Here is a 19541-nt window from a genome sequence, read left to right as displayed (position 1 = left end):
GGCTTCGGTGCGGCGGGCGGCGATGTGTCGTCGGGCGCGCTCGATGCAGCGGCGCTCGCGCCGGTCGAGGCGGAAGGTCCGGTGTGCACGATGCGTCCTGGCGACCCCGGCTTCGACGAATGCGAAGCGTGCCAGTAACGCTGCACGCCTGAGTCGAAGAGACTGCGGGCGGCGCGCGCGACGAGCGATCCAGGTTGAAGTGCGCGCCGCTCTCTACTAAAAAAATGATAAGGAATCTGTAACGCGACATCTGCGTTGCAGGCAACGACGAACGATCGAGACATCCCCGACGACGTCACGTTTCGATCAGCGTTCGATGCGTCGAGCGCACCTCGCAAACGATGTGCGACACAGGTCGCGCACTGCATGACCGACGATGCGTTGCTCAAAGTGTTGTATCGAGGTCGCAACGCGAATCGAAAAAAGGATTTTTCGTGAGCGAACCCTTTTATCGCTCAGGAAAAGATGGTACAAACCGTTCTAAATTGATGGTGAGAATTTATGCTCAACTGGGATGACGAGATGACCGCCGTAACTCCCGCGAGCGGAGCGCAGCAAAACGCGATGCGCACCTCCGCGGGGACGGCTGTCGGAATGCAGGCTGCGTCGCCTGCCGCCCATCAGGTCCGTGACATTTTCGAAGGCGATCTTGCGGTGCCGCCGCAAGCATCGGCTGTTCCCGCCGGCGGTTCCGAAGCGCGGGTCAATGTCGCCGACAAGCGCATCATCAACGGCCAGACTGACGTCAATCAGCTGGTGCCGTTCAAGTACAAGTGGGCGTGGGAGAAGTATCTGGCCGGTTGCGCGAACCACTGGATGCCGCAGGAAATCAACATGTCCCGCGACATCGCGCTGTGGAAGGATCCGAACGGACTGACCGAAGACGAGCGCCGCATCGTCAAGCGCAACCTCGGCTTCTTCGTCACGGCCGACTCGCTCGCCGCGAACAACATCGTGCTCGGCACGTACCGCCACATCACCGCACCGGAGTGCCGCCAGTTCCTGCTGCGCCAGGCATTCGAAGAGGCGATCCACACGCACGCGTATCAATACATCGTCGAGTCGCTCGGGCTCGACGAAGGCGAGATCTTCAACGCGTACCACGAAGTCCCGTCGATCCGCGCGAAAGACGAATTCCTGATCCCGTTCATCCATACGCTGACGGACCCGGCCTTCAAGACCGGCACGCTCGAAGCGGATCAGAAGCTGCTGAAGTCGCTGATCGTGTTCGCCTGCATCATGGAAGGCCTGTTCTTCTATGTCGGGTTCACGCAGATCCTCGCGCTCGGCCGCCAGAACAAGATGACGGGTGCTGCGGAGCAATATCAGTACATCCTGCGCGACGAGTCGATGCACTGCAATTTCGGCATCGATCTGATCAACCAGATCAAGCTCGAAAACCCGCACCTGTGGACGGCCGAGTTCCGTGCGGAGATCCGCGAGCTGTTCAAGCAGGCTGTCGAACTCGAATACCGTTACGCCGAGGACACGATGCCGCGCGGCGTGCTGGGCCTGAACGCGTCGATGTTCAAGAGCTATCTGCGCTTCATCTGCAACCGTCGTTGCCAGCAGATCGGCCTCGATCCGCTGTTCCCGAACGAGGAAAACCCGTTCCCGTGGATGAGCGAGATGATCGACCTGAAGAAGGAACGCAACTTCTTCGAGACGCGTGTGATCGAGTATCAGACGGGAGGCGCGCTGTCCTGGGAGTAACCCGCAGCAGCGAACCCGTCACATGATGGAGCAGCCGGCGGCCTCTCGGCGCCGGCCCAAGGTTTAGGAGCAAGAACGCCTGATGCAAAGCATGCCCGGTGCCTTAAAGGCCCAACGACACGACAGGCACTTTGCGAACCCTTCAGTGGGATGGGCAAACTTCCCTCCGGAAAAAGCGGACGGCCGTGTGGTCGTTCGCTTGATCAAGCGATTAGGGGCAGCGGCGCGACGTGTGCCGGCTGCCGACTTGATTTGGCGCGCGAAGCCGGGTGGCTTCGCGCGCCATACCGTATTCATTAGCGTAAGCGTGCGGTATCCGCGTACGCCGATGAATAGCCCGCTTCGAAGCGCACGTGCTGAACAGCGTCCGCGGGAAGCGGGTTTTGACGAAGGGTGTAGTTTGAACTGACTCTCATCTGAACCTGAAGGAGAACAACATGGCTACTGCCAAGAAGAAACCGGCTGCCAAGAAGGCTGCTGCGAAGAAGACCGTTGCGAAGAAGGCTGCAGCACCGGCGAAGAAGGCCGCTGCAGTGAAGAAGGTTGCAGCCAAGAAGGTCGCGGTGAAGAAGGTTGCCGCGAAGAAGGCAGCGCCGGCGAAGAAGGCCGCTGCCAAGAAGGTTGCAGCGAAGAAGGCAGCACCGGCGAAGAAGACCGCTGCGAAGAAGGTCGCAACGAAGAAGGTTGCAGCCAAGAAGGTCGCGACGAAGAAGGTCGCCGCGAAGAAGGCGGCACCGGCGAAGAAGGCCGCAGCGAAGAAGGTTGCAGCCAAGAAGGTCGCGACGAAGAAGGTAGCGGCGAAGAAGGCCGCACCGGCGAAGAAGGCTGCTGCCAAGAAGGCGGCACCGGCGAAGAAGGCTGCAGCGAAGAAGGCTGCGCCCGCGAAGAAGGCCGCGCCGGCGAAGAAGGCTGCTGCGCCGAAGAAGGCTGTGGTGAAGAAGGCCGCACCGGCAACGACGGCATCGACGGCATCGGTCGCACCGGCATCGGGCGTGAAGACGGCGCTCAACCCGGCAGCGGCATGGCCGTTCCCGACCGGCAGCCGTCCGTAATCGCGGTTGACGAGCACCACCCGGACACCTCTGTCGTGTCCGTGGGTTGAGTAGCGCTACTCAATCGGTCCCGCCATCTGGTTCAGGTGGCGGGATTTTTTTCGTCCGCGTTTTCATCCGTGTGCGGCGCCCGTCGCGTACGGACGAAAAAAAACGTATGTGCAGCCTCGCACATGCGTTCGACCGCGGCTCGCGCCGCGCGCTGAGGTACTCGTTAGTGCGTGACGCGCGTGACGCCGCCGCTCGACAACAGACGCACGCGTTCGCCGGCACGGAACACTTCGCCGGTCGCGGCCTGCGTGATCGAGCGCAGATCGCCGTTGTCGAGGCGCACCGTGATTTCGACGCCGTTCGCGGTGCTCATGTTTTCGCCGATCGCATTGCCCGCGACCGCGCCCGCGAGGCCGCCTGCGATGGCCGTCAGGATCGACCCCCGGCCGCCGCCGATCGCGCTGCCGGCCACGGCGCCGAGCGCGCCGCCGCCGAGCGTGCCGATCGCGCTGCCGCCGCCGTCGGACTGGATGCGCACCGCGCGAACGCTTTCGACGGTGCCCATGCGGACCGTCTGTTCGCGCTGCGCCTGGCCGACGCTATAGACGTCCGCCGAGCCGGGCGGCGTGAAGCAGCCGGCGAGCGTCACCGTGGCGGTGACCATGGCCGCGAGCGTGAGGGTTTTTTTCGTCAGCATCTTTGCTCTCCAACAATATTCATTTGAGACTGTAACCGAACGCAGCCTCGAAGCGCGCGTCGATTTCGGCGCGCGTCAATGCGTAAGTCTGGGGCCCCTGGTAAGCGATCTTCAGCGAGCCCATCAGGCTTGCGAGGCGGCCCGTGGTTGCCCAGTCGAGGCCGTTTTCGATCCCGTAGAGAAGCCCGCCCCGGAAGGCATCGCCGCAGCCGGTCGGGTCGACGACGCGCTCCGCGCGCACGACGGGAATCTGTTCTTCGCCGTTTTTGTGAAGAATGGTAGAGCCGTGCTCGCCGCGCGTGATGATCAACGCCTGAACCCGGCTGGCGATTTCCTGTTCGGACCAGCCCGTCTTGTCGCTGACAAGCTTGCCTTCGTAGTCGTTGACTGCGACGAACGTCGCGAGTTCAATGATGCGGCGCAGCGTCGCGCCGTCGAACAGCGGCAGGCCCTGGCCCGGATCGAAGATGAACGGGATCCCGGCCTTCGCGAACTGCTCGGCGTGCTGGACCATCCCGTCGAAGCCGTCCGGTGCGACGATGCCGAGCTTCACGCCCGGCACTTCGTCCGCGCGGTTCAGGTGCGACAGCATCATCGCGCCCGGGTGGAAAGCCGTGATCTGGTTGTTGTCGAGATCGGTCGTGATCATCGCCTGCGCGGTATGCGCATCGGGCACCACGCGCACGTTCGCCTTCGACAGGCCGAGGCTGTCGAGCCGCTCGAGATAGCGATCGGCATCGTTCGCGCCGACCGTCGCCATGATGCGCGCGTCGCCGCCGAGCATGTGCAGCGCGTAGGCGATATTGCCCGCGCAGCCGCCGAATTCGCGTCGCATCGTCGGCACGAGGAAGCTCACGTTCAGCAGGTGAACCTGGTCGGGCAGGATGTGCTCGCGAAACCGGCCCTCGAAAGTCATGATGTTGTCGTAGGCGAGCGAGCCGCAAATCAGCGTAGTCAAGGCGTGCGTTCCTGTAGAGAGCAAAGGGAGGCGGCCGCCCGGCCGGCGCGGGCCGGGCGGCGGCGGATTACTTCAGTGCGGCGAGCGCTGCGTCGTAGTTCGGCTCGTCCTTGATCTCGCTGACGAGTTGCGCGTGGATCACCTTGTCCTGCGCGTCGAGCACGACAACCGCGCGCGCCGTCAGGCCGTTCAGCGGGCCGCTCGTCACGTCGACGCCGTATGCGTTCGCGAATGCGCGGCCGGTGCGGAACGTCGACGCCGTCACGACGTTCTCGAGGCCTTCGGTCGTGCAGAAGCGCGATGCCGCGAACGGCAGGTCGGCCGACACGACGATCACGACCGTGTTGTCCAGCGACGACGCGGCTTCGTTGAACTTGCGGGTCGACGTCGCGCAGGTCGGCGTGTCGAGGCTCGGCACGATGTTCAGCACCTTGCGCTTGCCGGCGAAGCTGGCGAGCGTCAGATCGGCGAGGTCCTTGCCGACCAGCTTGAAGTCGGGGGCCTGCGAACCGACGGTCGGGAACGTGCCGGCGAGATCGATCGGGTTGCCACCCAGCGTAACTTTGCTCATGTTCGTGCTCCGAAATAGCGCGCCGCTCGGGCGCGCGGGTTGAGACGGGCGCGCGTGCGCGCGCCGCGGTGCGTCACGGATAGAAGATCTGGACGCGGAAATTCGATGCGGGTGCGCCGTTCGTGTCGAGGCGGACGATCATCGTCTGCGTCGTGCCGGGCGGCAGCCCGGCGTCGATCGGCGTACCGGGGCGCACGTACTCGCGCGGCGCGAGCACGCGGCGCACGGTGACGCGATTGCTGTCGTCGAGCAGCGTCAGCTCGAGCGACGGATAGGCGAGCGCGACACGGTAGCGGTTCGTCAGCGGCGCTTTCAGTTCGAGCACGCGCGGGCCGTCGAGCTGGCGCAGATCGGTTGCATCGAGCCGCAGCCCGTCGATCGCGCGCGGCGGCGCGACCGTGCAGCCGAGCGGCGCGCACAGTTGGCGGAACCAGCCTTGCGCCGCCGGCCAATGAATCATCAGCGGTTCGCGCTGCCACCACGCGAGCTGCGCGACGAGCAGCACCGCGAGCGCGGCTGCGACGAGCCCGCCCACGAAGCCGCCGAGCACCCCGCGACGCTGCGGCTCGCGCGCTTCGCGTGTGACCGCGAACGGCGGATGATCGTCGTCGGACGGCACCGCGGCGAACGGTTCGTCGGCCGGTGCGCGCGTATTGGCGGTAGCGAAGGCCGCTGTCGCCGGTGCCGTTGCGGCTGCGAAACGCGGCTCGCGCGGTGCGTCGATATCGTCCGGCACGGCGAAGTGCGGCGGGCGGGGCGGTTCGTCGGCGTCGTTGCCGGCGTCGGTCGGCACGGGCGCGATGAAGCGCGGTTCGCGTGCGTCGGTGTCGGCAGAGGGCGGGAAGGGCGGCACCGCCGCGGGGGCGTCGGCGGATGCAGTGAGCGGCGGCAGCGTTGCGTCGGTTTCGGTCGATGCAGCGGATGCCGCAATTGGCGGCAACGCAGCGTCCGTTTCGTGCGGCGAAGTAGAGGAAGCCGAGAGCGGGTCGTGCGCATCGCCGGCACGCGACGCAGCGCCGGATTCACGCGCGTGCGGCGTCCGCTCGGGCGTGCCTGTCAGACGAACGACGCCCGCCTCGATCGACGGCAGCGCGACCGGCACCAGCGGTTCGATCCGGACCGTTTTCCCGTTGTGCTGCAACGCCGGATCGATGCTGCCGTCGAGCCACGGCGCCCACATGTCCCAGCCTTCGGGCTTGTAGTCGGCGCTTGGCGGCACGTCGCGCGGCGCATCGGCGAACAGCCGCGGCGGTGCGTCTGCATGCGCGGCATTGCCGGCATCGTCGATATCGCGAAGGTTCGTCGGCCGCTCGGCGTCGCTCGGCTTCAGCTCGGGCGACGTCGGCTCGGAGGCGGGCGATGCGGGCGGCTGCGCGTGCTCGGGCACGAGCGATTGCGCGGCATTGAAGACTTGCCGGCAGTGTCCGCAACGCACGAGCCCTTGATGCAGCGACAGCTGTTCCGGCTGCAGCCGGAAGACGGTTTCGCAATGAGGGCAGCGCGTCGCAAGAAACATGTCGAGCCGGGCGGCCTGCTGGCCAGAGTGAAGGACAGCGCTATTCTAATGGCTTTCCCGCCGCGTTCCGGCGAGGCAGACCCAACCTTCGTGTTCGCGCCAGACCGAGATGTCGACGTAACGCGCATACACGGCCGCGACTTCGTCGGCCTGACGCGCGAGCACGCCCGACAGCGCGATGCGCCCGCCCGGTTTCACTTTCGAAGCGAGCATCGACGCCATCAGCTTCAGCGGATTCGACAGGATGTTCGCGACGACGATGTCGAACTCGCCGGCCGGGCACGCGTCCGGCAGCCCGTACGTGACTTCCGCGCGGTTGCGTTCGCTGTTCTGACGCGCCGATTCGACGGCTTGCGGATCGATGTCGATGCCGACGACGGGGTTCGCCCCGCATTTCTTCGCGAGGATCGCGAGGATGCCCGAGCCGCAGCCATAATCGAGCACCGACTGGCCCGGCTGCACCGACTGCTCGAGCCATTCCATGCACAGGCGCGTGGTCGGGTGACTGCCCGTGCCGAACGCGAGGCCCGGATCGAGCTCGAGCACGAGCGCGTCGGGATCGGGGGCGTCGTGCCACGACGGCACGACCCAGATCCGTTCGCCGATCGGGATCGGCTCGAACTGCGACTGCGTGAGCCGCACCCAGTCCTGTTCCTCGACTTCGCGCACGTCGAACGTCGGCGTGGCATCGAGGCCGATCTCGTTCGCGGCGGCCGCGAGCAGCACGGCCGGCTCGTGGTCGGGCGACAGCAGCGCGATCACGCGCGAGTGCTGCCACGCGGTGCGCTCCGGCACGAGGCCCGGCTCGCCGAAGAGCGGCTGTTCGTCGGGCGTGTCGGCATCGGCATCTTCGACCGATACCGACAGCGCGCCGAGTTCGAGCAGCGCGTCGGACAGCGCCTCCGCGTGCTCGCGGGCCAGTTCGACGACGAGTTCGCGATAGCTCATGCTTACGCTTCTTCCGGTGCGACGGCCTGCTTCTGCGCGAGCCGGTTTTCGAGGTAGTGGATGCTCGTGCCGCCTTCGACGAACTTCGAGTCGATCATCAGTTCGCGATGCAGCGGGATGTTCGTCTGGATGCCTTCGACGACCATCTCCGACAGCGCGATGCGCATGCGGCGGATCGCCTGCTCGCGCGTCGCGCCGTAGGTGATCAGCTTGCCGATCATCGAATCGTAGTTCGGCGGCACGAAATAGCCATTGTAGGCGTGCGAATCGACGCGCACGCCGGGGCCGCCCGGCGTATGCCACGACGTGATCCGGCCCGGCGACGGCGTGAACTTGAACGGATCTTCGGCGTTGATCCGGCATTCGATCGCGTGGCCGCGGAACTGGATGTCGCGCTGGCGCAGCGTCAGCTTCTCGCCGGCCGCGATGCGGATCTGCTCCTGCACGATGTCGACGCCGGTGATCATTTCCGAGACCGGGTGCTCGACCTGCACGCGCGTGTTCATTTCGATGAAGTAGAACTCGCCGTTTTCGTACAGGAATTCGAACGTGCCGGCGCCGAGGTAGCCCATCTTCTTGCACGCGTCCGCGCAGCGATCGCCGATGCGGTCGATCAGACGGCGCGGAATGCCGGGCGCCGGCGCTTCCTCGATCACCTTCTGGTGGCGGCGCTGCATCGAGCAGTCGCGCTCGCCGAGCCAGATCGCGTTCTTGTGCGCGTCCGACAGCACCTGGATCTCGATGTGGCGCGGGTTCTCGAGGAACTTCTCCATGTAGACCTGCGGGTTGCCGAACGCACGGCCGGCTTCCTCGCGGGTCATGTTCACCGCGTTGACGAGCGCAGCTTCGGTGTGCACGACACGCATCCCGCGACCGCCGCCGCCGCCTGCGGCCTTGATGATCACCGGATAGCCGATCGCGCGCGCAATCTTCACGATCTCCTTCGGATCGTCCGGCAACGCGCCTTCCGAGCCCGGCACGCACGGCACGCCGGTCTTGATCATGGTCTGTTTCGCGGTGACCTTGTCGCCCATCAGGCGGATCGTTTCCGGACGCGGGCCGATGAACGTGAAGCCCGACTGTTCGACGCGTTCGGCGAAGTCGGCGTTCTCGGACAGGAAGCCGTAGCCGGGGTGGATCGCTTCGGCGTCGGTGACTTCCGCGGCGCTGATCAGCGCCGGCATGTTCAGGTAGCTCAGGTTCGACGGGGCCGGGCCGATACAGACGGCCTCGTCCGCGAGGCGCACGTACTTGGCTTCCTTGTCGGCTTCCGAGTAGACGACCACCGTCTTGACGCCCAGCTCGCGGCACGCGCGCTGAATGCGCAGCGCGATTTCACCGCGGTTGGCAATGAGGATTTTTTCAAACATAGCGAGTATTCGTCTCTTCGAGGGGCGCGCGAACGGCGCCTGGAGAGCATCGGCGGCGCGCGGCCGGATGGCCGCGCGGCGGGCTTAGCCGATCACGAAAAGCGGCTGGCCGTATTCGACGGCCTGGCCGTTCTCGACGAGGATTTCCTTGATCACGCCGGCCTTGTCCGACTCGATCTCGTTGAGCAGCTTCATCGCTTCGATGATGCAGAGCGTCTGGCCTTCCTTGACCGAGTCGCCGACCTGCACGAACGGGTCCGCGCCCGGCGACGGCGCACGATAGAACGTGCCGACCATCGGCGAGGTCACGACGTGACCCTGCGGAGCGGCCGGTGCCGGTGCAGCTGCCGCGGCGGCTGCAGGCGCGGCGGCCGACGCTTCGCCCGACGTCGGCGCGGCCGATGCGGCGACGCTGACCTGCGGGGCAAACCCGCCCGTCGGCTGCACGTAAACCGGCGGCGCGTTCTTGACGATACGCACCTTGCCTTCGCCTTCCGTCACTTCGAGCTCGGAGATGCCCGATTCGGAGACGAGGTCGATCAGAGTTTTCAGCTTACGAAGATCCATCGGGAATTCCCCTTTCAATACGTGAAAGCGCCGGTTGAGCCCGGCGCTGAATCCAGATCGCGGAATCAGCCGCGCGACGCGCCTTGCAGCTTGTCCAGCGCGTACTCGAGCGCGTACAGATAGCCTTTCCAGCCCAGCCCGCAGATCACGCCTTCGGCCTGGTCGGAAAAGTAGGAGTGGTGCCTGAACGCTTCGCGGCGATGCACGTTCGACAGATGTACCTCGACGAACGGAATGCCGACGCCGGCGAGCGCATCCCGGATCGCGACGCTCGTGTGCGTATACGCCGCCGGGTTGATCAGGATGAAATCGGTCTGTTCCTCCCGCGCGGCCTGGATGCGGTCGACGAGCGCGCCTTCGTGGTTGCTCTGGAACGACGACAGTTCGGCTCCCGCTTCCTGCGCACGCGCGGCCAGCGCCTGATCGATCTGCGCCAGCGTGACGCGGCCGTACACCTCCGGTTCCCGGGTGCCGAGAAGGTTCAGGTTAGGGCCGTGCAGCACCAGCAATCGTGTCATGGTCGCTTCTAATTCTGCGGAATTGCGCGCACTTTAGCGCTATTTAGAGAAATTTGTCTAGTTTTGCCGAATGGCCGCGCGCGCCGGCCCTGTAATAATTACCGGCGTCAATGCAAAGTGTCGGCGAATTCGCGCGAAACTGCCGCGATCGATGCGCGAACCGCAGTCAACTTGCACATCGCGATTCGGACGCGTCACAACGCGTCGAGCGTCTTTTTCAGCTCCGCAGGTTGGATTTGTCCCAATTTTGTCTCGCGGATCTTGCCCGTGGCGTCGATGACGACCGTAAAGGGCAGAGCGCCGGCCGTGTTCCCGAAATTACGGGCCAGATCCGCGCCCGCATAGCCGCTGACGAACACCGGGTAGTCGACCTTCACCCTCTGCAGGAAGTTCTTCACGTTCTGCTCTGAATCGACGCCGATCCCGACGAAACGGATGCCCTTCTGCCCATATTGATGCGACAGCGCGACGAGTTCGGGCATCTCCTCGACGCACGGGCCGCACCACGAGGCCCAGAAATTCACGACGACCTTCTGGCCCTTGAAGGCCGCCAGCGTCGCGGGCTTGCCGTCGACGCCCGTGAGCGATGCGGCCCACAGCTGCTCGACCGGATTGCCCTGCGCGGCCGCGGCGACGGCGACGCCGTCGTCGGTGCTGCCGTGGAACCAGCGGCCGGCGGCGATCCCGCCGGCGACGGCGGCGGCCGCGACCACCGCGAGCGCCAGCATGCGTTTCATCATCATCGTTCAATCATTTCGGTTCGGAAGGCGCGGTTCCCGCGCCGACGAGCGCGCGCAGCGCGGCGGCGTCCGCGCGCGCGACACGGCCGCGCGCGTCGGCCTTGACCGCGCCGCGCAGGTCGTCGCTCGCGTAGAGCGCGACGTGGATGCCGATCGCGTCCATGTCGCGCCGCGGGCGCCACAGGAAGCTCAGCGTCTCGACGTCGCCGCGGCCCGCGAAATGCCGCGTCTCGGAGACGTCGTACTGCACGTTCTGATTCAGCAGGTAGATCGCGACGTCCTTCGGGTTGTCGGTGAAGGTCTGCAAATGAATGTCCGAATGTGCGTTCGCGGTGCCGTTCAGCACGGCGCCCGTCACGTACGGATTGAATTCGGCGAGCCGGCGCATCCAGTCGAGCGCGATTTCGCGCAGGCGCCGCAGCTCGTCCGGCTGCGTATCGCTCTGGAACAGCGCCAGGTATTCGCGCAGTTCTTCCTCGATCAGGTCGTTATCGGGCAGCCATTCGCCAGCCACGCGCGTGTCGCCGAGCAACTGGCGCGCGGCCTTGCGCTTGGCGCCGGCATAGTCGAGACCGTCCTCCGCGATCAGGCGCGCGGCGGACTGGGCGATTTCCTCGCGGACGCGCCGCGGATCGACAAGGGGTTTGCGAGACATGATCCGGCAATCATACTCGATCGCCGCGGCGCCCGACCGCGCTGCGGCCGCCCGCCGCGCGGCGCGTACCGCTGTGTGCCGCCGTGCGGCGCCGTGCGCGCCGGCCGGCGGTGCGCACGGGGCGTCAGTTACAATGACGCTCTTTGCGTCGCCTCGGCACGCGCGCGGCCGGCCACGCGGCCCGTGCGGCGCGACGCAGACCATCCTTTCCGAATCGACGGCGCCCGGCGGCGCGAAAGCATTCATCTATGCACATCCACATTCTCGGCATCTGCGGCACCTTCATGGGCGGTCTCGCCGTACTCGCGCGCGCGGCGGGGCATACGGTGACGGGTTGCGACGCGGGCGTCTATCCGCCGATGAGCACGCAGCTCGAGGCGCAGGGCATCACGCTGATCGAGGGCTACGGCGCCGACCAGATCGACCTGAAGCCGGATCTCTTCGTGATCGGCAACGTCGTCACGCGCGGCAATCCGCTGATGGAGGCGATCCTCGACCGCGGGCTGCCGTACGTGTCGGGCCCGCAATGGCTCGGCGAGCACGTGCTCGCCGGCAAGTGGGTGCTCGCGGTCGCGGGCACGCACGGCAAGACCACGACGTCGTCGATGCTCGCGTGGCTGCTCGAGGACGCCGGGCTCGCCCCCGGTTTCCTGATCGGCGGCGTGCCGTTGAACTTCGGCGTGTCGGCGCGGCTTACCGATTCGAGCTTCTTCGTGATCGAGGCCGACGAATACGACACCGCATTCTTCGACAAGCGCTCCAAGTTCGTCCACTACCGGCCGCGCACCGCGGTGCTGAACAATCTCGAATTCGATCACGCCGACATCTTCCCCGATCTCGCCGCGATCGAGACGCAATTCCATCATCTCGTGCGCACCGTGCCGGGCGTCGGCCGGATCGTCACGAACGGCCGCTCGGATGCGCTCGAGCGCGTGCTCGCGCGCGGCTGCTGGAGCGAAGTCGAGCGCTTCGGCGTCGATGGCGGCTGGCAGGCGCTGCCGGCCGAGGACGGCGTGCCGGTCGACGAGCGCTTCGCGGTCTATTCGCACGCGGAGCGTGTCGGCGAAGTCGCATGGCAGGTGCAGGGCGAGCACAACCGCATGAACGCGCTCGCGGCGATCGCCGCCGCGCGCCACGTCGGGGTGCCGCCGGCCCAGGCCGCCGCGTCGCTCGCGTCGTTTCGCAACGTGAAGCGCCGCATGGAGGTGCGCGGCAGCGTCGACGGCGTGACCGTCTACGACGACTTCGCACACCATCCGACCGCGATCGAAACCACGATCGCCGGGCTTCGCGCACGCATCGGCCGTCAAAACAGCCGCATTCTCGCAGTGCTCGAGCCACGCTCGAACACGATGAAGCTCGGCGTGATGAAGGCGCAGCTGCCGGCGAGCCTCGCCGATGCCGATCTCGTGTTCGGCTACGGCGCGCCGAGCGGCCGCGACGCGCTGGGCTGGAATCTCGGCGACGCGCTTTCGCCGCTCGGCGACAAGGCGCGCGCGTTCGACGATCTCCATCTGCTCGTGAAGGCCGTCGCGGAAGCGGCGCGTCCCGGCGACCACGTGCTCGTGATGAGCAACGGCGGCTTCGGCGGCGTGCATCAGAAGCTGCTCGACGCGCTCGGGAGCCGCGCGTGATCCTCTATCTGCACGGTTTCCGGTCGTCGCCCGCGTCGCAGAAGTCGCGGCTGCTCGCCGCACGGATGGCCGAGCTCGGGCGGCTGGACGAATGGCGCTGTCCGTCGCTGTCGGTGTCGCCGCTCGACGCGATCGCGCTCGCCGAAGCCGAAATGGCAGGCGCGCGCGACGTGACCGTGATCGGCAGCTCGCTCGGCGGCTATTACGCGACGTGGCTCGCGGAAAAGCACGGCTGGAAGGCCGTGCTGCTGAACCCGGCGATCGTGCCGCAGCGCGATCTCGAACAGTATCTCGGCGAACAGCCGCTGTATCACGGCGGTGGCACGATCGTCGTCGAACGCCGCCATCTGCAGGAGCTCGACGCGTTGCGCGTGCCGGCGATCACGCGTCCCGAGCGCTACTATCTGTTCGCGGCGACGGGCGACGAAGTGCTCGACTACCGCGAGATGCTCGCCCACTACCGCGGCGCGAAAACGCGCGTGATCGAGGGCAGCGATCACGGCATCAGCGAATTTGCCGACTATGTCGACGACGTTCTCGCGTTTTGCGACGAAAAAGCGACATGAACCGGCCGTGAGCCGGTCGAATTCCCCAACATCATGCGGCGCCGTCTGCGCGGCGTCCGGCAGTCTGAACGAGAGTACTGAGTGAACGTTTTCTTCGAGGAATCGGGCAGTTTCAAGGCGGGCAGCGTGCTGTCGCGCCAGGGCGACGCGTTTCAGGTCGAGTTGCCCGGCGGGCGGCGCGCGAAAGTGCGCGCGAAGGACGTGCTGATCGAATTCGAGAAGCCGGCCGCGAGCGAGCTGATGCAGGAGGCCGATGCGGCCGCGCAGCAGATCGACCTGGATTTCCTGTGGGAATGCGCGCCGGCCGAGGAATTCGCATATACGGCGCTCGCCGAAGAGTACTTCGGTGCGACGTACGGCCCGGTCGAACGCGCGGCGCTGGTGCTGCGGCTGCACGGCGCGCCCGTCTACTTCCGCCGCAAGGGGCGCGGCCAGTATCAGCGCGCGCCCGAAGAGCAGCTGAAGATGGCGCTCGCGTCGCTCGAGCGCAAGCGCCAGCAGGCCCTCGTTCAGGCCCAGTACGAAGAGGAGCTGAAGGCCGGCAAGCTGCCGGACGCATTCGCCGGCAAGGTGCTCGGCCTGCTCACGCGCCCCGACAAGAACTCGATCGAATACAAGGCGCTCGAGGCGGCGGCCGGCGCGCGCGGCGTGTCGCCCGCGCGGCTGATGCTCGATTGCGGCGGGATCGCGTCGGCGCGGGCGCTGCACGAAGCGCGCTTTCTCGCGGAATTCTTCCCGCACGGCACCGGCTTTCCGCCCGTCACCGTCGGCAGCCTGCCCGACGACCTGCCGCGCGCGGACGTGCAGGCGTTCTCGATCGACGACATCACGACGACCGAAATCGACGACGCGTTCTCGGTCGAGCATCTGTCCGACGGCCGCGTGCGGGTCGGCGTGCACATCGCGGCGCCGGCGCTCGGCATCGTGCGCGGCGACGCGGTCGACGCGATCGCGCGGGCGCGCCTGTCGACCGTCTATATGCCGGGCGACAAGATCACGATGCTGCCGGACGACGTCGTCGACGTCTTCACGCTGAAAGAGGGCGACTATCGCCCGGCGCTGTCGCTCTACATCATCGTCAATCGCGAGACGCAGGACATCGTCGCGAGCGAGACGCGCGCCGAGCTCGTGTTCGTGAAGAGCAATCTGCGCCACAACACGCTCGACGAACTCGTGACCGAAGAATCGCTCGCGGCCGGCACCGGCGACTATCCGCACAAGGACGACATCGCGGTGCTGTGGCCGCTCGCGCAGGCGCTGTTCGAGAAACGCCAGGTCGCGCGCGCGGGTTACGGGCTGAAGCGCGAAGTACAGCGCAATACCGACTACAACTTCTACGTCGAAGGCGAGCACGTGACGATCACGCCGCGCCGCCGCGGCTCGCCGCTCGACCTGATCGTGTCGGAGCTCGCGATCCTCGCGAATTCGACCTGGGGCGCGTTCCTGCACGACCACACGGTGCCGGGCATCTACCGGACGCAGCGCGGCTTCGGCGCGCCGGGTCCGAAGCGCACGCGGATGCAGACGACGGCCGCGCCGCACGAAGGGCTCGGCGTCGCGCAGTATGCATGGAGCACGTCGCCGCTGCGCCGCTACGTCGACCTCGTCAACCAGTGGCAGCTGCTCGCCTGCGTGCAGCACGGCGTGACCGCGAAGCTGGCCGCGCCGTTCAAGCCGAAGGACGCCGATCTGTACGCGGTCGTACAGGGATTCGACGATACCTACACGGCCTACGCGGATCATCAACGGCGGATGGAGTATTTCTGGTGCCTGCGCTGGCTCGCGCAGGAGCAGAAGAAGCAGGTCGTCGCGACCGTCGTGAAGGGCGACCTCGTGCGCCTCGAGGAAATCCCGCTGCTGCTGCACGTGCCGGCACTCGGCGTCCATGCGCGCGGCACGCGCGTGCTGCTCGAGGTAATGGCGCTCGACGAGCTGACGATCGAGGCGTCGGTGCGGCTGCTGCACGTGCTCGACGCGCCGGTCGTCACGAGCGGCGACGCGGCCGACGAAGACGACGAAGCCGGCGACGACACGCTGCTCGACGCGCAGGAAGCGTCCGCGCAGACCGAGGCCGAAGCGCTGGCCGAATCGGACGACGCAGCGCCGGGCGCCGATGCCGACGCTGGCGCGTCGCAGCAGGAGCGCGCATCGTGAGCGCGACCGCCCCGACGCGCGGTGCCGACCGCTACGTGGTATTCGGCAATCCGGTGGCGCACAGCAAGTCGCCGTTCATCCACGCGCAGTTCGCCGCGCAGACGGGCGAGGCGATCGACTATACGCACCGGCTCGCGCCGGTCGACGGCTTCGAGGCGGCCGTGCGCGCCTTCATCGCCGAAGGCGGGTGCGGCGCGAACGTGACGGTGCCGTTCAAGCTCGACGCGCATGCGCTCGCCGACACGCTGTCGCCGCGTGCGGCGGCGGCCGGCGCGGTCAATACGCTGCGCTTCGACGCAGACGGCCGCATCTACGGCGACAACACGGACGGCGTCGGCCTCGTGCGCGACATCGAGTCGAACCTCGGCGTGTCGCTCGCGGGCGCGCGCATCCTGCTGCTCGGCGCGGGCGGCGCGGCGCGCGGCGTGGTGCTGCCGATGCTCGACCGTGCGCCGCTGTCGATCACGATCGTGAACCGCACGGCGAGCAAGGCCGAAGCGCTGGTCAGCCAGTTCATGCAGGCCGCGCACGACGCGGGCTGCACGCTCGCGGGCGGTGGGCCCGGCGAAGTACGCGCGCAGCCGTACGACGTGATCGTCAACGCGACGGCCGGCAGCCTCGACGCGGCGCTGCCCGAGTGCGACGCGGCCGCGTTCGGTGCGGGCACGCTCGCGTACGACATGATGTACGGCGCGCAGCCGACCGTGTTCATGCAGCACGCGGCGTCGCTCGGTGCGCGCACGGCGGATGGGCTCGGCATGCTCGTCGAGCAGGCCGCCGAATCGTTCTTCGTGTGGCGCGGCGTGCGCCCGGACGGCGCGCCGGTGCTGGCCGCGCTGCGCCGCGCGCTCGCGGCGAACTGAACGGCGCGAGCGGCACGTGGTAGCGGTGACCGGTACGCAACGCACGCGCGTGACCAGCCCGACGCGCTGGATCGTTTACGTGGGCGCGGTGTTCGCGGCCGCATGGCTCGCGACGCAACTGTTCTACTTCGTGCAGATCGCACTGTGGTCGTTCGTGAATCCCGGTTCGACCGCGTTCATGCGTACCGACGCGTGGTGGCTGTCGCACGACACGCCGCCCGCGCAGATCCAGCATCAGTGGGTGCCGTACGACAAGATCTCGCGCAACCTGAAGCGCGCGATCATCGCGTCCGAGGATGCCACCTTCGCGACCAACAACGGCTACGACGTCGACGCGATTCTGCAGGCGTGGGAGAAGAACAAGGCGCGCGGCCGGATTGTCGCCGGCGGCTCGACGATCACGCAGCAGCTCGCGCGCAACCTGTTCCTGTCGCGCGAGAAGAGCTATATCCGTAAGGGGCAGGAGTTGATCATCACGTGGATGCTCGAAACGCTGCTCGACAAGGAGCGGATCTTCGAGATCTATCTGAACTCGGTCGAATGGGGGCGCGGCGTGTACGGCGCGGAGGCCGCCGCGCGCTATTACTACCGGATCCCGGCGAGCCGCCTCGGTGCGTGGCAGTCCGCGCGCCTCGCGGTCATGCTGCCGAAGCCGCGCTGGTTCGACGCGCACCGCGGCTCCGCGTATCAGGCGCAGCGCGCGGCGATCATCGCGCGCCGGATGGGCGCGGCCGAACTGCCGCAATCGGAGTAGCAGACGTTTGCCGTGACGGCGCCGTCGCCGCATGCCGCTCGTATTGCTCGCCGTCCCTTCATGCCTCGTTTGTGCGCCGCAGCGACCGCGCACGCGGTTCGTTCCACGCCGCTTTCTCTAGATTAAACCGTCTATTTCGCGTTGCTGAGCAATGCGGGTCTTCATGCGCGTACATCGTCGCGTACCGGACGCGATGCACGCGATTTCGCCGCTCCGGCGACGCGCGCACGCGCCGCTGAAAGCGGGACGAAAACAGACGTTTCGGCATTCGAAGCGTGTCTGTAAGGTGTGCGCCGCAACGGCCGCTCGCGCGAATATTTCAAAATTTTTCAATGCTGACACGCTCGCGTATATTGGCCGGCACCGCGGCTTACCCGCCGCGCGCATGAGGTGGGGGGGCGGCCCGACCGGCTGCTCGACATAACAACATCGAGAGAGGGAAGGCAACGATGCCAGCAAGCCAAGCGAAGCTGTGGTGGGGAGTCGTGTTTTCTTCGCTGATCCTGACGGCCTGCAACGACGACGTCACGTCGTCCGTTGCCAGCGCCGGCGATTCAGCGCAGTCCGCCGCGCAGGCGGACAAGCCCTACGCCGATCCGAACAGCTATTCGTCGAATGCGAACGCGTCGCTCGATGCGTCCGCCGCGGTCGAGCAGGCCGCCGTCACGCATCATCAGATCACGCTGAACGGCCAGACGATCCGCTACACGGCCACGGCCGGCCATCTCGTCGCGCGCGATCCGCGCAGCGGCGCACCCGAGGCGTCGTTCTTCTATGTCGCCTACACGGCCGACAACCAGCCCGCCGCGAAACGGCCGGTCACGTTCCTGTACAACGGCGGCCCGGGCTCCGCATCGGTATGGCTGCATCTCGGCTCGTTCGGCCCGAAGCGGATCCAGACCGGCGACCCGAACGCGAACACGTCGACGTTTCCGTTCGTCGACAACGCGGAGAGCCTGCTCGACACGACCGATCTCGTGTTCGTCGACGCGATCGGCACCGGCTATTCCGAGGCGATCGCGCCGAACACGAACCAGACGTTCTGGGGCGTCGACCAGGACGCCGGCGCCTTTCGCGATTTCGTGACGCGCTACCTGAACGTGAACCAGCGCAACGATTCGCCGAAATACCTGTTCGGCGAATCGTACGGCACGCCGCGCACCGACGTGCTCGCGAACCTGCTGGAGACGGCTGGCGTCAAGCTCGACGGAATCGTGCTGCAGTCGTCGATCCTCGACTACAACACGAACTGCGACATGGCGAGCGATTACGTCGGCAACTCGAACAACGGCGCGAGCGCGGTGAGTTGCGCGGGCTTCGTGCCGTCGTACGGGACGGTCGGCGCGTACTACCAGCTCGACAATCCGAATCCGCCGAGCCTGCCGCCGTATGCGGACCAGATGCGCCTGCTGACGGCCGGCAGCTACGCGCCCGCCGTGAACGCGTATCTCGCGAACCATACGCCGCCGTCGCCGAGCCTCGTGACGACGATGACGAACGCGACCGGCGTGAAAGCGTCGCTGTGGAACGCCGACTTCAACGTCGTGCCGACCTTCTTCGACAACAGCTTCCAGCTGTCGCTGCTTCCCGGCACGCTGATCGGCCGCTACGACGCGCGCGTGAACGTACCGATATCGAGCGCGCTCGCCGCCGACGGCGATCCGTCCAGCACCTACATCACGAAGCCGTTCACCGACACGATCGCAAGCTATCTGCCGAACGAGCTGAAGTACACGGCGAAGACCGCCTATGCTGTCAGCAGCAACGCGATCAATACGTGGGACTGGAGCCACGACGGCCTTGCGATGCCGGACACGATTCCCGACCTCGCGGCGGCGCTGACGCTGAATCCGGCGTTGAAGGTGCTGTCGCTGAACGGCTATCACGACATCGCGACGCCGTTCTACCAGACCGAGCTCGACCTCGCGCGGCTCGGCACGCAACCGAACCTGACGATCAGGGACTATCAGGGCGGACACATGGTCTATCTCGACGATACGTCGCGTCCGCAGGAGAAGGCGGATCTGGCGGCCTTCTACCGCACGGCCGCGCGCTGACGCGACACGCGGCCGGTGCGCGCGTCCGACGAATCGCGTCCGCACGCGCCATGCGGCCGGCCTCGACGACCTCATTCCAGACTGGAGCCTGACATGCAAAAACGTCTCATCGTCATCGCCGCGGCGCTCGCAGCAGCAGGCGTCGCGCTGTCCGCGGCCGCGTTCGCGCAGGCGAGCGACGCGGCCGCACCCGCCCGCGCACGGCAGGCGCAGCTCG

19 protein-coding genes and 1 pseudogene are annotated in these 19541 nt (G+C 66.7%); 10 read left to right on the top strand and 10 right to left on the bottom strand.

Annotated features, from left to right (window positions below):
- Positions 1-501: 501 nt before the first annotated feature.
- The 3 genes from HMPREF3115_RS25855 to HMPREF3115_RS25850 all read left to right on the top strand — a co-directional run bounded on the left by HMPREF3115_RS25855 (position 502) and on the right by HMPREF3115_RS25850 (position 2765).
- Entirely contained in the window at positions 502-1713 is a 1212-nt protein-coding gene (locus tag HMPREF3115_RS25855; RefSeq protein WP_035489625.1) for a ribonucleotide-diphosphate reductase subunit beta, read from the top strand.
- Between the two features lie 82 nt (positions 1714-1795).
- Positions 1796-2122, top strand: a complete 327-nt coding sequence (locus HMPREF3115_RS30335) for a hypothetical protein (RefSeq protein ID WP_080559141.1) — start codon at positions 1796-1798, stop codon at positions 2120-2122.
- A 28-nt stretch (positions 2123-2150) separates the two neighbouring features.
- Positions 2151-2765: a histone H1-like DNA-binding protein gene (locus HMPREF3115_RS25850; protein ID WP_053297657.1), complete on the top strand. Its 615-nt coding sequence runs from the start codon at positions 2151-2153 to the stop codon at positions 2763-2765.
- A 214-nt stretch (positions 2766-2979) separates the two neighbouring features.
- On the opposite strand, the gene HMPREF3115_RS25845 is transcribed toward HMPREF3115_RS25850, so the two are convergent.
- The 10 genes from HMPREF3115_RS25845 to HMPREF3115_RS25800 form a co-directional block, all read right to left on the bottom strand.
- Entirely contained in the window at positions 2980-3453 is a 474-nt protein-coding gene (locus HMPREF3115_RS25845; RefSeq protein ID WP_006400401.1) for an outer membrane lipoprotein, read from the bottom strand.
- 19 nt (positions 3454-3472) lie between these two features.
- Positions 3473-4411 carry a carbohydrate kinase family protein gene (locus HMPREF3115_RS25840; protein ID WP_006400400.1) on the bottom strand — a complete coding sequence of 313 codons (939 nt, stop codon included), beginning with the start codon at positions 4409-4411 and terminating at the stop codon, positions 3473-3475.
- Between the two features lie 67 nt (positions 4412-4478).
- A complete protein-coding gene (tpx, locus tag HMPREF3115_RS25835; RefSeq protein ID WP_006400399.1) occupies positions 4479-4982 on the bottom strand; it encodes a thiol peroxidase in 504 nt (167 codons plus the stop codon).
- A 73-nt stretch (positions 4983-5055) separates the two neighbouring features.
- Positions 5056-6498 carry a zinc-ribbon and DUF3426 domain-containing protein gene (locus HMPREF3115_RS25830; protein ID WP_070556664.1) on the bottom strand — a complete coding sequence of 481 codons (1443 nt, stop codon included), beginning with the start codon at positions 6496-6498 and terminating at the stop codon, positions 5056-5058.
- A 45-nt stretch (positions 6499-6543) separates the two neighbouring features.
- Entirely contained in the window at positions 6544-7446 is a 903-nt protein-coding gene (prmA, locus tag HMPREF3115_RS25825; RefSeq protein ID WP_006407613.1) for a 50S ribosomal protein L11 methyltransferase, read from the bottom strand.
- A gap of 2 nt (positions 7447-7448) precedes the next feature.
- Positions 7449-8816, bottom strand: coding sequence for an acetyl-CoA carboxylase biotin carboxylase subunit (gene accC / locus HMPREF3115_RS25820; RefSeq protein ID WP_006407612.1), 1368 nt, complete (start codon positions 8814-8816; stop codon positions 7449-7451).
- 84 nt (positions 8817-8900) lie between these two features.
- Positions 8901-9383: an acetyl-CoA carboxylase biotin carboxyl carrier protein gene (accB, locus tag HMPREF3115_RS25815; protein WP_070556663.1), complete on the bottom strand. Its 483-nt coding sequence runs from the start codon at positions 9381-9383 to the stop codon at positions 8901-8903.
- A 65-nt stretch (positions 9384-9448) separates the two neighbouring features.
- Positions 9449-9901 carry a type II 3-dehydroquinate dehydratase gene (aroQ, locus tag HMPREF3115_RS25810; protein WP_006400394.1) on the bottom strand — a complete coding sequence of 151 codons (453 nt, stop codon included), beginning with the start codon at positions 9899-9901 and terminating at the stop codon, positions 9449-9451.
- Between the two features lie 194 nt (positions 9902-10095).
- Positions 10096-10644, bottom strand: a complete 549-nt coding sequence (locus tag HMPREF3115_RS25805) for a TlpA family protein disulfide reductase (RefSeq protein WP_070556662.1) — start codon at positions 10642-10644, stop codon at positions 10096-10098.
- Positions 10645-10651: 7 nt separating this feature from the next.
- Positions 10652-11296, bottom strand: a complete 645-nt coding sequence (locus tag HMPREF3115_RS25800; RefSeq protein ID WP_070556661.1) for a UDP-N-acetylmuramate--alanine ligase — start codon at positions 11294-11296, stop codon at positions 10652-10654.
- Positions 11297-11544: 248 nt separating this feature from the next.
- On the opposite strand from HMPREF3115_RS25800, the gene mpl reads away from it, so the two are divergent.
- From mpl to HMPREF3115_RS32875, 7 genes and pseudogenes are all read left to right on the top strand, one after another.
- Positions 11545-12930, top strand: a complete 1386-nt coding sequence (gene mpl, locus HMPREF3115_RS25795; protein ID WP_035948416.1) for a UDP-N-acetylmuramate:L-alanyl-gamma-D-glutamyl-meso-diaminopimelate ligase — start codon at positions 11545-11547, stop codon at positions 12928-12930.
- The gene (locus tag HMPREF3115_RS25790) at positions 12927-13496 is read left to right on the top strand and encodes a YqiA/YcfP family alpha/beta fold hydrolase (RefSeq protein WP_053297655.1); all 570 of its coding nucleotides are present in this window, start codon (positions 12927-12929) and stop codon (positions 13494-13496) included. The genes mpl and HMPREF3115_RS25790 overlap by 4 nt, the downstream gene beginning before the upstream one ends.
- Positions 13497-13577: 81 nt before the next feature.
- The gene (locus HMPREF3115_RS25785; RefSeq protein WP_006400388.1) at positions 13578-15650 is read left to right on the top strand and encodes a ribonuclease catalytic domain-containing protein; all 2073 of its coding nucleotides are present in this window, start codon (positions 13578-13580) and stop codon (positions 15648-15650) included.
- The gene (gene aroE, locus HMPREF3115_RS25780; RefSeq protein ID WP_006407606.1) at positions 15647-16513 is read left to right on the top strand and encodes a shikimate dehydrogenase; all 867 of its coding nucleotides are present in this window, start codon (positions 15647-15649) and stop codon (positions 16511-16513) included. Before HMPREF3115_RS25785 ends, aroE begins: the two co-directional genes overlap by 4 nt.
- Positions 16514-16529: 16 nt before the next feature.
- Positions 16530-17267 (top strand): monofunctional biosynthetic peptidoglycan transglycosylase, encoded by a 738-nt coding sequence (gene mtgA / locus HMPREF3115_RS25775; protein ID WP_070556659.1) that lies wholly within the window; start codon positions 16530-16532, stop codon positions 17265-17267.
- Between the two features lie 449 nt (positions 17268-17716).
- A complete protein-coding gene (locus HMPREF3115_RS25770) occupies positions 17717-19324 on the top strand; it encodes a S10 family peptidase (protein ID WP_070556657.1) in 1608 nt (535 codons plus the stop codon).
- 93 nt (positions 19325-19417) lie between these two features.
- A pseudogene (locus tag HMPREF3115_RS32875) lies at positions 19418-19541 on the top strand (EF-hand domain-containing protein); the annotation flags it as partial.

This window comes from Burkholderia sp. HMSC10F09 (genome assembly GCF_001806955.1).
GTDB classification, from domain to species: domain Bacteria; phylum Pseudomonadota; class Gammaproteobacteria; order Burkholderiales; family Burkholderiaceae; genus Burkholderia; species Burkholderia multivorans.
Note: the sequence above shows the minus strand (reverse complement) of the source record. Positions and strands in the feature narration are given on the sequence as shown.